This is a genomic window from Melittangium boletus DSM 14713 (assembly GCF_002305855.1).
Classification (GTDB): Bacteria; Myxococcota; Myxococcia; order Myxococcales; family Myxococcaceae; genus Cystobacter; species Cystobacter boletus.
Genome location: NZ_CP022163.1, coordinates 9,584,528 through 9,597,204, shown reverse-complemented (window position 1 = coordinate 9,597,204; position 12,677 = coordinate 9,584,528). Strand labels below are relative to the sequence as shown.

Genomic DNA, 12,677 nt, shown 5'->3' with positions numbered 1-12,677 from the left:
TCGCGCCCCGACACCATAGCCGCGTGCTTCACTTCCTGGAAAGCTCGGTTACTCTCCGTGCGTGTCGAGCGCCGCGGCGCGCAGCCGGGCGATGAAGCTCGTGGAGACGAGGGGGCCCTCCGCGAGGGGACGCGAGAGCACGCCGCCCACCCCCACGTTCTCTTCCGATGCGGCCACCGCGTAGCCGTAGTCGTTTCCCGTGCCGCCGAAGCGCCGGGCCCACACGGCTTGGCCCGTGGTCGAGAATCCCGCCACCACGGCATCGCTCCGTCCCAGGCTCTCCACTTTCACGCCCGGACCCAAGTCGAGCGAGCCCTCGAAGTGCCCCGCCAGGACGAGCTGTCCCCCCGGTGAGAGCGCGAGCGAATGTCCGGACACCATCGCCGGCCACCGGTGTCGCCAGCGCTCGACGCCCAGGGGCGAGAAACCCGCCAGGAAACCCTCGAAGCCTCCCGCGGTGAAGAAGAGCCCCTCCGCTCCGGGCGCGACGTCCTCGCGCTGGAACAGGCCCGTCAGGTAGATGCCGCCATCCTCCGCGACGACCACCGACTTGGATTGATCATAAGAGGGACCTCCGAACGCGCGGGACCAGAGCGCGTGCCCGTCGTCGGGAGAGAAGGCCGCGAGGAACGCGTCCGCGTCTCCCTGGCTCATGAGCTTGCCCGTGCCGAAGTCGATGGCGCCCGGCTCGGGAGCCACGCCCTGGGAGAAGAGGCCCGTGAGGAGCACCGTCCCCGAGGGCGCCACCGCCACGTCCCGTCCGATGTCCTCTCCGGCCCCCCCGAAGTGCCGTGCCCACTGGAGCGCGCCGTCGCGTCCGGAGAGCTTGAGCAGGAAGAGATCATTCATCCCCGCGCTCTGGAGCGGGTGCGTGCCGGGGGTCACGGTGCCGGTGAAGCGGCCGGTGACGAAGAGGTCCCCCGAGGCATCGCTCGCCACCGAGCGGCAGGACATGACGCCGCCCTGTCCGCCGAATGCCCGGGCCCAGAGCACGCGTCCATCCTCGCGGGAGAGCTTGCTCACGAAGCAGTCGCTGTCTCCCTGGCCCTGAAGGGACACCTCGCCGAAGTCCGCCGGGCCCGAGAACATGCCCACGGCGATGAGCGAGTCCTCCGTCGACAGGGTCACCGCGTCGCCCGTGTCCTGTCCGGCCCCGCCGAGGTGTCGCAGCCAGCGCACCGTGCCGGACGGCTCGAGGCGGGCCACGAAGACATCCTCGGCGCCTCGGGACACGGGCGTCTGTCCCTCCCAGTCCAGCGCTCCCGAGAAGGCACCGATGACGAAGAAGTCCCGCGCCTCCGACGTGAGGCCGAGGACCTGTGATTCCTGGGTGGCGGAGGGGAGCCAGAGGCGAGGCGTCCCCCCGTGAGCGCAATGCAGCGAGAGCAGGGCCAGGGCGAGACCCCGGGTCATACGCAGAGACGAGGCGCGCATGGCGCTCGACCCTACAGCGGGTGTTCCGGAAAAGACGCCCGTCAATTCAAGAAATCATTGTTTTGATGGGAGCGGGTCGACATGCCGAGGTTGCGAGCCCGGACCCCGGCGCATAAGGAACCCGGCATGGACGCTTCGGGTTTGCAGGGTCGCCGGGTGGTCGTCGGCGTGGGCGGCGGCATCGCGGCATACAAGGCATGTGAACTGGTGCGCGAGTTGGGGCGCGCCGGCGCCGAGGTGCGCGTGGCGATGACGGAGGCCGCCCAGCAGTTCGTCACGCCGCTCTCCTTCCAGGCGCTCAGCGGACACCCCGTGCTGACGAACTACTTCGATCCGTCCCAGGAGGGGAACTTCGGGCACCTGGACCTGGCGCGCTGGGCGGAGCTGTACGTGGTGGCCCCGGCGACGGCGGATCTGCTCGCGCGCATCCGCGTGGGATTGGGTGGCGACGCGGTGACGACCTCGCTGCTGGCCTTCCGGGGCCCGGTGCTATTCGCGCCCGCGATGAACGTGGCCATGTGGGAGAACGAGCGGACCCAGGAGAACATCGCGGCCCTGCTCGCGACGCCGCGCTTTCACGGGGTGGGGCCGGGCGCGGGGATGCTCGCATGTGGAGACGTGGGGGCGGGGCGGCTCGCGGAGGTGCGGGACATCGTGGCGGCGGCGGCGAGCCTGTTCGCTCCGGGGCCGCTCGCGGGCCGGCGCGTGCTCATCACCGCGGGGCCCACGCGCGAGTACCTGGATCCGGTGCGCTTCATCTCCAACCCCTCGACGGGGAAGATGGGCCTGGCGCTGGCGGAGGCGGCGCGGGCCCTGGGGGCGCGTGTGACGGTGGTGCTCGGCCCGGTGGGGCCGGTGGATCGCCAGGGCTACGAGGTGGTGGACGTGGTGAGCGCGGAGGACATGGCGCGCGAGGTGTTCGCCCGGGTGGAGGACGTGGATCTCTTCATCGCGTCCGCGGCGGTGAGCGACTGGAAGCCCGAGACGCGCTCGGAGCACAAGGTGAAGAAGTCCGAGGGGCCCGAGGCGCTGACGCTGGTGCGCACGACGGATGTGCTCGCCGAGGCCTCTCGCAAGGTCGCGGGACGGGCCCGGCGGCCCGCGCTCGTGGGCTTCGCGGCGGAGACCCAGCGGGTGGTGGAGTACGCGCGAGGAAAGCTCGAGCGCAAGGGCCTGGACGTCATCGTGGCCAACGACGTGTCGGCGCCGGGCGCGGGCTTCGGGACGGAGACCAACCAGGTGACGGTGCTGACCCGGGATGGGCAGGAGCGGACGTTGTCCGGAACGAAGCTCGAGGTGGCGCGCGCGCTGCTGCGCTCCTTCCTGGCGTACCTTCCCGCCGCGGAACGATAGTGGCGTCGTGCCAGACGCTGGGGTAAGCGTACAGGCAGCCTACCCCCCAGGCCGTTGAATCCAGTTCCCCGGACCCGTAGACCCTATCCATCGTGAGCGAAGCCCTCGAAACCTCGCAGGTGTTGAGCGAAGTGCTGGAGGATCTGCGCCGCCACCTTCTCTGGCAGGAGGAGGACGGGGGCCGGTTCCTGCAGATGGACGCACGTCTGGCGGCCGAAGCGCGCGCCATGCGTCTTCCACGTCCCCCTGCCGCCGTACGGCCTGTTCCTTCCGCCCCCGCTTCCCCGGCGCCCGTCGTCGAGCGGCCCGCGCCCGCGCGAGTCCCACCTCCGGCCCCCGTCGCGGCGCCGCTGGTGCTCCCGAACGTCTCCGCCCAGGCGCGGCCCTCCACGGGCCCGCTGCCGGGAGGCGAACGGCCCACGTTGGACGAGATCCGCCGCGAGTTGGGGGACTGCCGCCGGTGCAAGCTGTGCACGGGCCGCAAGAACATCGTCTTCGGTTCGGGCAATCCGCGCGCGGAGCTCGTCTTCGTGGGCGAGGGTCCGGGCGAGAGCGAGGACTTGCAGGGGGTGCCCTTCGTGGGCGCGGCGGGCCAGTTGCTCACGAAGATGATCGAGGCGATGGGCTACCGCCGCGACGACATCTACATCTGCAACGTGGTGAAGTGCCGCCCCCCGAGCAACCGCAACCCCGAGCCCGACGAGGTCTCCGCGTGCGAGCCGTTCCTGCGCGCGCAGCTCAAGGCGATTCAACCCAAGGCCATCGTGGCGTTGGGCAAGTTCGCGGCGCAGACGCTGCTGCGCGATAGCACGCCCATTACGCGCCTGCGCGGCACATGGCGTGAGTATGAGGGCATCCAGCTGATGCCCACCTTCCACCCGGCGTACTTGCTGCGCCAACCAGCGGAGAAGCGCAAGGCGTGGGAGGATCTACAACAGGTGATGAAGTTCTTCGGCAAGCCCACCGGACAGCGCGGCTGACGGTGGGCCCCCTGGAGGGGACAGACATGAAGGGAGTTCTCGAGACGCAGGTGATGCACTCGCCGGCGCTGGAGTCCAACCCGCTGGGAGATCCATCCCGGCGGGAGCTGACGGTGTACCTGCCCCCGGGCTACCAGGGGGGCACGGGCCGCTACCCGGTGGTGTATTTCCTCAACGCCTTCTCCGGCAGCGGCAAGTCGTGGACGAACTTCTCGGCGTTCTCGGTGAGTGTCCCCGAGCGTCTGGATGCGCTCGTCGCGGCGGGCACGATTCCACCCGTCATCGGCGTGTTTCCGGATGGCTGGACGTCCCTGGGCGGCAGCCAGTGGGTGAACAGCGACGCCATTGGCCGCTACCGCGACTTCCTGGCGAAGGACGTGGTGGGCTTCGTGGACCGCACGTACCGCACGCTGCCCAAGGCGCTTTCACGCGCGGTGGTGGGGCACAGCTCCGGGGGTTACGGCGCGCTGGTGATGGGCCGCTACCATCCCGAGATCTTCTCGCACCTGAGCGCCCAGTCCCCCGACGCCTACTTCGAGTATTGCTACCTGCCGGATCTGCCCAAGGCGGCCTCGGCGATGCTCAAGGCGGGTGGGGTGGAGGCCTGGTACAAGGACTTCCTCCTGCGCTCGCGCGAGACCAAGGCGCGTGGCGAGGACTTCGCCGTCATCAACATCCTGGCCATGGCGGCCGCCTACTCGCCCAAGAAGGGCGAGCCGCTCAACCTGGAGCTGCCCTTCGACGCGCAGACGGGCAAGCTGCGCCTGGAGGTGTGGAACCGCTGGCTCGTGCACGATCCGGTGCGCTTCGTGCCCAAGTTCGTGGACGCGTTCCGCAAGATGAAGACCGTCTTCCTCGACTGCGGCTCGCGCGACGAGTTCAACCTGCGCTGGGGTGCGCGCATGGTGGCCGAGGACCTGAAGAACGGCGGGGTCGAGCTCACGCACGAGGAGTTCGAGGACGGCCATACAGGCGTCAACTACCGCTTCGAGCGCTCGCTGGCGGTGATCGGGCCCCGGCTCGCGGCCGAATAAGGGCCCCTCGCCATGACGCGGGGCGTCTGACGAAGCCCCTGGCGCTCCCGCGTGCGCCCGGGTAGAGGCTTATCCGTGCATTCTCACGGGTGGGAGGTGCTCCCGCTCGTGGCCACGGAGAGGCCTGCCATGAGCCGCGACCACTATGGGCTGTCCCGCGTCGTGGGGGAAAAGGGTGTGCTGCCCCAACGGGCCCGCACGCTGGATCCCTCGCTGCCCTGCCGGGAAGCCGAGCTCCTCATCGACGTGGAGAGCCTCAACATCGACGCCGCGTCCTTCAAGCAGATCAAGGACGAGGTGGGCGCGGATCCCACGCGCATCGCCGCCCGGGTGCGGGAGATCGTCCTCGAGCGCGGCAAGATGCAGAACCCGGTGACGGGCTCGGGCGGCATGCTGATTGGCCGGGTGAACCAGGTGGGTGCCGGGCACCCCGCGCACGGCGTGCTCCAGCCGGGAGACCGCATCGCCACGCTGGTGAGCCTGAGCCTCACGCCGCTGCGCATCGACGAGGTGAAGGCGGTGCACCCCTCCATCGATCGGGTGGACATCCGGGGGCAGGCCATCCTCTTCGCCACGGGCCTCTACGCGAAGCTGCCCGAGGACATGCCCGACACGCTCGCGCTCGCGGCCCTGGACGTGTGTGGCGCGCCCGCCCTGGTGACGCGCTGGGTGCGCCCCGGCATGACGGTCGCCGTGCTCGGCGCGGGCAAGAGCGGCGCGTTGTGCCTCGCCCAGGCGCGCCGTGACTTGAAGGGGCAGGGCCGCCTGCTCGCGCTGGACATCTCCGGACAGGCGCTCGCCACCCTGAAGGGGCTGGAGCTGTGCGACGCCACGCTCCAGGTGGATGCCACCCGGGCCGTGGAGGTGATGGAGGCCGTGTCCGAGGCCACCCAGGGCGCGTTGTGCGACCTGGTCATCAACTGCGCCTCGGTGGGCAACACGGAGATGGCGTCCATCCTGAGCGTGAAGGATGGCGGAACGGTCATCTTCTTCTCCATGGCCACGAGCTTCACCGCGGCGGCGCTGGGGGCCGAGGGCGTGGGCAAGGACGTCACCATGCTCGTGGGCAATGGCTACGTGCCAGGTCATGCGCAGCTCACTCTCGAACTCCTGCGCGCCGAGCCCGCCCTGCGCCGTCTCTTCGAAACGCGTTACGTATAGTAAGGTGCCAACATGCCGGGTCCGTTCATCGAAGACGCGCGGGTGGATCATGCGCGCAAGATGGCGCAAGACATCACCGAGCCCATCTTCGACCTCATTCGCCGCAACACCACCGTCTCCATCGAGCGCACGGTGCTGCGCTTCTTCGGCGTCTCGGATGCGGGCCCGGGAGGCGTGCCGCTCGCCAACCTGATGGTGGACCGCCTCAAGGACGCCGGGGTGCTCAACCGGGGCGTCGCCTACTGGTATGGCCGGGCCCTGCACATGGGCGCGCGCAGCCCCCTGGAGGCCGTGGAGCGCCTGACGGCCATGCCCCTGGAAAAGCTGGGGCCCTTGTCCCCCGAGATGGAGCACAACCTGCGCGAGGAGGTGCGGGCCGAGGCCCGGGGCGCCATGGACGAGCTCACCTCGCGCATCGCCCAGCGTGACGCGTTGCGCAAGGAGCTGGGGCAGGGCCAGGCGCCGCACAAGTACGTCATCGTGGCCACGGGCAACATCTACGACGACGTGGATCAAGCGCGCGCGGCGGCGCAGGCGGGCGCGGACATCATCGCCGTCATCCGCTCCACGGCGCAGTCGCTGCTCGACTACGTGCCCCACGGCGCCACCACCGAGGGCTACGGCGGCACGTACGCCACCCAGGAGAACTTCCGCATCATGCGCGAGGCCCTGGATGACGAGAGCCGCAAGCTCAAGCGCTACATCCAGCTCACCAACTACTCCTCGGGCCTGTGCATGGCGGAGATCGCCTTCGCCGCGGCCTACGAGCGGTTGGACATGCTGCTCAACGACGCGATGTACGGAATCCTCTTCCGTGACATCAACATGCGGCGCACGTTCATCGACCAGTACTTCAGCCGCCGCATCTGCGCCCTGGCCGGCATCATCATCAACACCGGCGAGGACAACTACATCACCACGGCGGACGCCTACGACGCGGCGCATACGGTGATCGCCAGCCAGTTCATCAACGAGAGCTTCGCCAAGCGCGCGGGCCTCAAGGACTGGCAGCTGGGCATCGGCCACTCGTACGAGATCGATCCGCACCGCCCGGACACGCTGCTCTTGGAGTTGTCGCAGGCCATGCTCGTGCGCCGCTGCTTCCCGGACGCGCCGCTCAAGTACATGCCGCCCACCAAGCACAAGGAGACGGACATCTTCTTCAGCCACGCGTACGACGTGATGGCGGACCTGGTGGCCGTGTGGACGCGCCAGGGCATCCAGTTGCTCGGTATGATGACCGAGGCCATGCACACGCCCCTGCTCGCGGACCGCTACGTGGCGCTCAAGGCCGCCAGCTACATCCACCGGGCGGCGCGCGGCATCGACGAGGAATTCACCGTGCGCGAGGACGGCCGGATCGCCAACCGGGCGCGCGAGGTGTTCGCCAAGGCCATGGAGTTGCTGGAGGAGTGCCAGAAGGACGGCATGGTGGCGGCCATCGGCCGGGGCCACTTCGGCGACGTGAAGCGCACGGAGACCGGTGGCAAGGGCCTGGATGGCGTGCTGGAGAAGGCCCCGGATTACTTCAACCCGTTCCAGGACATGCTGGAGGCACGGTGATGCTTGGCTCGTTGTTGGTGGCGGTACTCGCGGCTGGTGAGCCGGCGGAGTTGGCGAAGCACGAGGTGAAGACGCTCACGCTCCAATTGCCCGGGGACTGGAAGCAATCCGAGGCGGATGGCACCCTGCGCTTCGATGACCCCTCGGGGAACGCCTACGTGCTGGTGGACGTGGGCGCGGTGCAGACCGCGGGCATGAAGCCCCAGGTGTGCCTGGAGAAGATCCTCTCCGCCATGGGCGGCGACACGGGCTGGAAGACGCTCAAGCTGGGCAAGGCACCCGCGGCGCGCCGCGTGGACTCGGACACCACGCCGGATGGCGCGGAGTCGGTGCGCACGGTGACGTACGTGGGCTGTGACGGCAAGACGACCTGGTCGCTCGTGTTCCACATGGATCAGAAGCAGCAGGAGCGCTTCGATCCGCTCGCGGAGAAGGTGGCCGGTAGCGTCGTCTACGCGAAGGCCCCCAGGAAGGGGAAGTAGCCATCATGGCGGTCAAGCCCACCAAGCAGCTCATTCGCCCCTATGGCGACCGGCGGGATGACGGCGTGGTGCAGTTGTCGTTCACGCTGCCCGTGCCCCTGTCGGAAAAGGCCAAGGAAGCGGCCGCCGTCTACACGCGCAAGCTGGGGTTCACCGACGTGAAGGTGGCCGCCGCCGAGCGCGCCGCCGATGCGTACACCTTCTTCATCGTCTACGCGCACTCGCCCGTCGTCCTGGACTACGCGGAAATCGACGTGCCCGAGGTCGTGGTCAAGAAGCTCGGCTTCGACGATCTCAACGTCCTCATCAAGGACAAGGTGGGCCGGCGCATCGTGGTGTTCGGCGCGTGCACGGGCACCGACACGCACACGGTGGGCATCGACGCCATCCTCAACATGAAGGGGTACGCGGGCGACTACGGCCTGGAGCGCTACCCCGGGTTCGAGGCCTTCAACCTCGGCAGCCAGGTGCCCAACGAGGAACTGCTCAGGAAGGCCATGGCGCGCGACGCCGACGCCATCCTCGTGTCGCAGGTGGTGACCCAGCGCGACGTGCACAAGGACAACTCGCGCCAGTTCATCGAGGCGGCCAAGGCGGCGGGCGTGCACGGCAAGACGCTGCTGTTGCTCGGCGGGCCGCGCGTGGACCACAAGCTCGCGTTGGACCTGGGCTTCGACGCGGGCTTCGGCCCGGGCACCAAGCCCTCCGACGTGGCCAACTACATCGTGCACCAGGTCCTCCAGAAGGAAGGCAAGGAGGCGAAGAACGTGCACTGGGAAGGGGAGCCGCAATGAGCAACGTGAAGGCGGTCATCCGGTTGCGCATGAGCAGCCATGATGCCCACTACGGTGGAAACCTGGTGGACGGGGCCCGGATGCTCGGGTTGTTCGGCGACGTGGCCACCGAGCTGTGCATCCGCCTGGACGGCGACGAGGGCCTGTTCCGCGCCTATGACTCGGTGGAGTTCCTCGCGCCCGTGTACGCCGGGGACTTCATCGAGGCGGAAGGCGAGATCATCCAGGTGGGCAACACCTCCCGCAAGATGCGCTTCGAGGCGCGCAAGGTCATCCGCCCGCGCGCGGACGTGAACGACTCGGCGGCGGACGTGCTCGCCGAGCCAGTGGTGGTGTGCCGTGCGAGCGGCACCTGCGTGGTCCCCAAGGACAAGCAGCGGGGTGCCCGATGAGCACGCCCATGGTCCTCACCGCCGCGATGGTCGGCGCGGAGACGACGCGCGAGCAGACGCCCTACCTGCCCATCACCGCCGAGGAGATCGCCGAGGACGCGGTGAAGTGCCGCGAGGCCGGTGCCGCCATGGTGCACCTGCACGTGCGCACGCCGGAGGGCAAGCCGTCCCAGGACACGGAGCTGTTCCGCGCGGCCATCCGCGCCATCCGCAAGCGCACGGACGTGCTCATCCAGGTGTCCACCGGCGGCGCCGTGGGCATGGGCGTGGACGAGCGCTGCGGGGGCCTCCGGCTCACCGGCGAGGACCGGCCGGACATGGCCACGCTGTCCACGGGCACGGTGAACTTCGGAGACGACGTCTTCTGGAATCCCCGGCCGCTCGTGCGCGACATCGCCCGGCGCATCCGCGACCTGGGCATCCGGCCGGAGCTGGAGTGCTTCGACGTGGGCATGGTGGACGAGGTGCGGGCCCTGGCGAAGGAGGGACTCGTCTCCCTGCCCGCGCACTTCGACTTCGTGCTCGGCGTGCCCGGGGCCCTGACGGCCCGCGAGGACGCGCTGGACTTCATGATCGCGTCCCTGCCCGAGGGCTGCTCGTGGACGGTGGCCGCCGTGGGCCGTCACCAGCTGCCCTTCGTGGAACTGGCGGCGGTGCGAGGGGGCAATGCCCGCGTGGGGCTCGAGGACAACATCTACGTGTCCAAGGGCGTGCTGGCCAAGGGCAACTGGGAACTGGTGGCCGAGGCGGCGAAGCGGGCCACGGCCAAGGGCCGCACCCTGGCCACGCCCCAGCAAGCCCGTCAGTTGTTGCGCCTGGACTCGGTGTAGCGGGATGGACACGGAGCTGCGCGGCAAGGGCGTCCTCGTCACCGGGGGCGCGGGAGGAATCGGCGGCGCGGTGGTCCGTGCCTTCGCGGAAGAGGGCGCGAAGGTGGTGGTGCACTACCACCACAGCGAGGACAAGGCGCGGGCGCTCGCGGCGGAGCACGGGGGCGTGGCGATTCGCGCGGACCTCACCTCCGAGTCCGATGTGGATGCGCTCGTCCCCTCGGCGGTGAAGGCCCTGGGCCGCCTGGACGTGCTGGTGGCCAACGCGGGCGTGTGGCCGGCTCCCGACGAGCCCGTGTGGACGATGTCGCTCGCGCGCTGGCGTCAGACGCTGGCGGAGAACCTGGACAGCGTCTTCCTGAGCTGCCGCGCCTTCCTGCGCCACGTGGAGACCACGGGCACGGGCAACATCGTCATCATCGCCTCCACGGCGGGCCTCTTCGGTGAAGCGGGGCACTCGGACTACGCGGCGGCCAAGAGCGCGCTCGCGGGCGGCTTCCTCAAGAGCCTCAAGAACGAGATCGCGCGCATCGCACCGCTCGGCCGGGTGAACACCGTGTGCCCGGGATGGACGGCGGTGCCTCGCAACCAGGACAAGCTCGGTGACGCCGCGTTCATCCACCGGGTGACGCGCACCATGCCGCTGCGCAAGCTGGGCCGCCCCGAGGATGTCGCCCGGACCGTCGTGTCCCTCGCGTCCGATCGCGTCTCCGGCCACGTCACCGGCGAGGTCATCACCGTGGCCGGTGGCATGGAAGGCCGCGTGCTCAACGAGCCCTGAGGGCGTTGCTTCATCCGACGGGGCTGGTGGTGGGCACCGCCTCGCGGCTCGGTTGGGTGGCCCGCACCGCCAGGCCCAGGGCGAGCACCAGCAGCAGCGACGCGAGCAGGAAGGGCGCTCCGGGCTGGTGCACCCCCCGCTCCGGAGCGATGGCCGCCGCGAAGGTTTGCGTGAAGAGCGCGGGACCGATCATCCCCGCGATGCCCATCAGGCTCGAGAGCGTGCCCTGGAATTGTCCCTGCTCCGAGGGAGGCACCCGGCGCGTCATCAATCCCTGTGACGCCGGGGAGAAGAATCCCCACAGGCCCATGATGGGCAGCCCCAGCGCGCAGAAGACGAGGGGACTGGTGGCCAGTCCATAGGTGGCGAACCCCAGGATGCCGAACGACAGGCCCATCATCAGCGTGCGCCGCTCCCCCAGGCGATTGACCACGGGCTTCACCAGCCCGCCCTGGATCACCATGGTGAATACCCCCGAGCCCCCCAGGGTGAGCCCCACGGCGCGCTCGTCCCAGCCGAAGCGATAGCTCGCGTAGAGGACGAACACACTGGGCAGGGCGGTGTGGGCCAGGTTGTGCAGGAAGTGCACGGTCGCGAGCCCCAGCACCTCGCCGCTGGCGCGCAGCCGCAGCAGCGCCGCCACCGGGTTGGCGCGCCGCCACTCGAAGCGCCGGCGCCGTTCGATCGGCAGGGACTCGGGCAGCACGAACAGGCCGTACATCGCGTTGCCCAGGCTCAGTCCCGCCGCGACCCAGAAGGGCAGGCGGGGATCCATTCCGCCCAGGAGTCCTCCCATCGCCGGCCCGAGCACGAAGCCCACGCCGATCGCCGCCCCGAGCATGCCGAAGCCCGCGGCGCGCTTGTCACTCGGCGTCACGTCCGCGATGTAGGCGCTCGCCGTGCTGATGCTCGCCGAGGTGATGCCCGCCACGACGCGGCCCAGGAGCAACCAGCCCAGGGACGGCGCCAGCGCCAGCAGGATGTAGTTCAGCCCCATGCACGTGTTGGACAGCAGGATGACCCGGCGCCGGCCGTACTGGTCCGACAGCGCGCCGAGCACCGGCGAGAAGATGAACTGCATGAGCGCCCAGATCGTGGAGAACAGGCCGAAGACCTCGGCGCCCCTTCCCGGCTCTCCGCCCATGAAGCCCATGACGATCCGCGGCAGCACCGGGAGGATCATCCCCATGGCGAGGATGTCGAGCAGCACGGTGACGAAGATGAAGACCAGCGCGGCGCGGCGCGGAGTCTCGGGCGGAGTCGGATCGGGCATGGCTCCGGAGGTCCTAGCACCTTCCGGAAGGGGGCGCGCAGGGGGGGCCGGCTGGCTCCTCGCGGAGCGGGGTGACACGGGGACACTTGCAGGTCCATTCATGGAGAGGTAGTTCATGGGGCGTGATGCTCCGCTTCACCGCCCTCGTCTTCGCCCTGCTCGTCTGGGTGCAGGCCGCCCTTCCAGGCGGGGTGGAGCGGGTGTGCCGGTACTCGGGACGGCGTGTCGCACCCTGTGCGTCCTGTCCGGAAAAGGAGCAGCTTCAGGACGCGCGGCTCCTCGCCCAGGACTGCTGCGAGCTGCGCCAGGGCCATCCGGTGGATCTCGGTGGAGTGTTGCCCACCCCGCTCGATGCGCCCTCCCAGGTGTACTGGGTCGCGCTGCCGGGCGAGGCCGAGTGGACCGTGCCCGTGCTCCTGGCTCAGCCGGGACCCCGCATCCGCGCCGGGCATGATCCGCCTCCCCGTGAACGGCTGTTCCTCTCCCTGCGTCAGTTGCTGATTTGAGCCGGTTCCCGTCTCCAGGACCGTGAGGGGCTGCGTGCCTTCACGGCCATGCGAGGCGTGTGTCCCCGTGTCCCTGGCTCGAATCCTCCCTTTC

Annotated in this window: 13 protein-coding genes; 11 read left to right on the top strand and 2 right to left on the bottom strand. The window is 69.5% G+C overall.

All coding sequences use genetic code 11. The features are described 5' to 3' along the window. Positions 1-48: 48 nt before the first annotated feature. Positions 49-1,434, bottom strand: a complete 1,386-nt coding sequence (locus MEBOL_RS39535; RefSeq protein WP_179956359.1) for a PQQ-binding-like beta-propeller repeat protein — start codon at positions 1,432-1,434, stop codon at positions 49-51. Between the two features lie 126 nt (positions 1,435-1,560). On the opposite strand from MEBOL_RS39535, the gene coaBC reads away from it, so the two are divergent. The 10 genes from coaBC to MEBOL_RS39485 all read left to right on the top strand — a co-directional run bounded on the left by coaBC (position 1,561) and on the right by MEBOL_RS39485 (position 10,804). Next, the gene (coaBC, locus tag MEBOL_RS39530; RefSeq protein ID WP_095982251.1) at positions 1,561-2,787 is read left to right on the top strand and encodes a bifunctional phosphopantothenoylcysteine decarboxylase/phosphopantothenate--cysteine ligase CoaBC; all 1,227 of its coding nucleotides are present in this window, start codon (positions 1,561-1,563) and stop codon (positions 2,785-2,787) included. A gap of 89 nt (positions 2,788-2,876) precedes the next feature. Continuing rightward, the gene (locus MEBOL_RS42070) at positions 2,877-3,767 is read left to right on the top strand and encodes a uracil-DNA glycosylase (protein WP_170115742.1); all 891 of its coding nucleotides are present in this window, start codon (positions 2,877-2,879) and stop codon (positions 3,765-3,767) included. A 26-nt stretch (positions 3,768-3,793) separates the two neighbouring features. After that, on the top strand, positions 3,794-4,801 hold the full coding sequence (locus MEBOL_RS39520) for an alpha/beta hydrolase (protein WP_095982250.1): 1,008 nt from the start codon (positions 3,794-3,796) through the stop codon (positions 4,799-4,801). 129 nt (positions 4,802-4,930) lie between these two features. Continuing rightward, entirely contained in the window at positions 4,931-5,962 is a 1,032-nt protein-coding gene (kdd, locus tag MEBOL_RS39515; protein WP_095982249.1) for an L-erythro-3,5-diaminohexanoate dehydrogenase, read from the top strand. A gap of 12 nt (positions 5,963-5,974) precedes the next feature. Continuing rightward, positions 5,975-7,525 carry a lysine 5,6-aminomutase subunit alpha gene (gene kamD, locus MEBOL_RS39510; RefSeq protein WP_095982248.1) on the top strand — a complete coding sequence of 517 codons (1,551 nt, stop codon included), beginning with the start codon at positions 5,975-5,977 and terminating at the stop codon, positions 7,523-7,525. Next, on the top strand, positions 7,525-8,007 hold the full coding sequence (locus MEBOL_RS39505; RefSeq protein ID WP_179956358.1) for a hypothetical protein: 483 nt from the start codon (positions 7,525-7,527) through the stop codon (positions 8,005-8,007). The genes kamD and MEBOL_RS39505 overlap by 1 nt, the downstream gene beginning before the upstream one ends. A gap of 5 nt (positions 8,008-8,012) precedes the next feature. Then, the gene (gene kamE / locus MEBOL_RS39500; RefSeq protein WP_095982246.1) at positions 8,013-8,801 is read left to right on the top strand and encodes a lysine 5,6-aminomutase subunit beta; all 789 of its coding nucleotides are present in this window, start codon (positions 8,013-8,015) and stop codon (positions 8,799-8,801) included. Then, the gene (gene kal, locus MEBOL_RS39495; protein WP_218920859.1) at positions 8,798-9,193 is read left to right on the top strand and encodes a 3-aminobutyryl-CoA ammonia lyase; all 396 of its coding nucleotides are present in this window, start codon (positions 8,798-8,800) and stop codon (positions 9,191-9,193) included. The genes kamE and kal overlap by 4 nt, the downstream gene beginning before the upstream one ends. Then, positions 9,190-10,023 carry a 3-keto-5-aminohexanoate cleavage enzyme gene (gene kce / locus MEBOL_RS39490; RefSeq protein ID WP_095982245.1) on the top strand — a complete coding sequence of 278 codons (834 nt, stop codon included), beginning with the start codon at positions 9,190-9,192 and terminating at the stop codon, positions 10,021-10,023. Before kal ends, kce begins: the two co-directional genes overlap by 4 nt. A gap of 4 nt (positions 10,024-10,027) precedes the next feature. Next, the gene (locus tag MEBOL_RS39485) at positions 10,028-10,804 is read left to right on the top strand and encodes an SDR family NAD(P)-dependent oxidoreductase (protein ID WP_095982244.1); all 777 of its coding nucleotides are present in this window, start codon (positions 10,028-10,030) and stop codon (positions 10,802-10,804) included. A gap of 10 nt (positions 10,805-10,814) precedes the next feature. On the opposite strand, the gene MEBOL_RS39480 is transcribed toward MEBOL_RS39485, so the two are convergent. Further along, a complete protein-coding gene (locus MEBOL_RS39480) occupies positions 10,815-12,077 on the bottom strand; it encodes a TCR/Tet family MFS transporter (protein ID WP_095982243.1) in 1,263 nt (420 codons plus the stop codon). A gap of 125 nt (positions 12,078-12,202) precedes the next feature. Between MEBOL_RS39480 and MEBOL_RS39475 the strand changes: the two genes are divergently transcribed. Further along, positions 12,203-12,583, top strand: a complete 381-nt coding sequence (locus MEBOL_RS39475; protein WP_095982242.1) for a hypothetical protein — start codon at positions 12,203-12,205, stop codon at positions 12,581-12,583. Positions 12,584-12,677 lie beyond the last annotated feature (94 nt).

Bases quoted from the DNA above. Each gene is read 5' to 3' on its own strand.
- kamD (WP_095982248.1), top strand. From the start codon at position 5,975: ATGCCGGGTCCGTTCATCGAAGACGCGCGGGTGGATCATGCGCGCAAG.
- coaBC (WP_095982251.1), top strand. From the start codon at position 1,561: ATGGACGCTTCGGGTTTGCAGGGTCGCCGGGTGGTCGTCGGCGTGGGC.
- kdd (WP_095982249.1), top strand. From the start codon at position 4,931: ATGAGCCGCGACCACTATGGGCTGTCCCGCGTCGTGGGGGAAAAGGGT.
- kal (WP_218920859.1), top strand. From the start codon at position 8,798: ATGAGCAACGTGAAGGCGGTCATCCGGTTGCGCATGAGCAGCCATGAT.
- MEBOL_RS39520 (WP_095982250.1), top strand. From the start codon at position 3,794: ATGAAGGGAGTTCTCGAGACGCAGGTGATGCACTCGCCGGCGCTGGAG.
- kamE (WP_095982246.1), top strand. From the start codon at position 8,013: ATGGCGGTCAAGCCCACCAAGCAGCTCATTCGCCCCTATGGCGACCGG.
- MEBOL_RS39535 (WP_179956359.1), bottom strand. From the start codon at position 1,434: ATGCGCGCCTCGTCTCTGCGTATGACCCGGGGTCTCGCCCTGGCCCTG.
- kce (WP_095982245.1), top strand. From the start codon at position 9,190: ATGAGCACGCCCATGGTCCTCACCGCCGCGATGGTCGGCGCGGAGACG.
- MEBOL_RS39480 (WP_095982243.1), bottom strand. From the start codon at position 12,077: ATGCCCGATCCGACTCCGCCCGAGACTCCGCGCCGCGCCGCGCTGGTC.
- MEBOL_RS39505 (WP_179956358.1), top strand. From the start codon at position 7,525: ATGCTTGGCTCGTTGTTGGTGGCGGTACTCGCGGCTGGTGAGCCGGCG.
- MEBOL_RS39485 (WP_095982244.1), top strand. From the start codon at position 10,028: ATGGACACGGAGCTGCGCGGCAAGGGCGTCCTCGTCACCGGGGGCGCG.
- MEBOL_RS39475 (WP_095982242.1), top strand. From the start codon at position 12,203: ATGCTCCGCTTCACCGCCCTCGTCTTCGCCCTGCTCGTCTGGGTGCAG.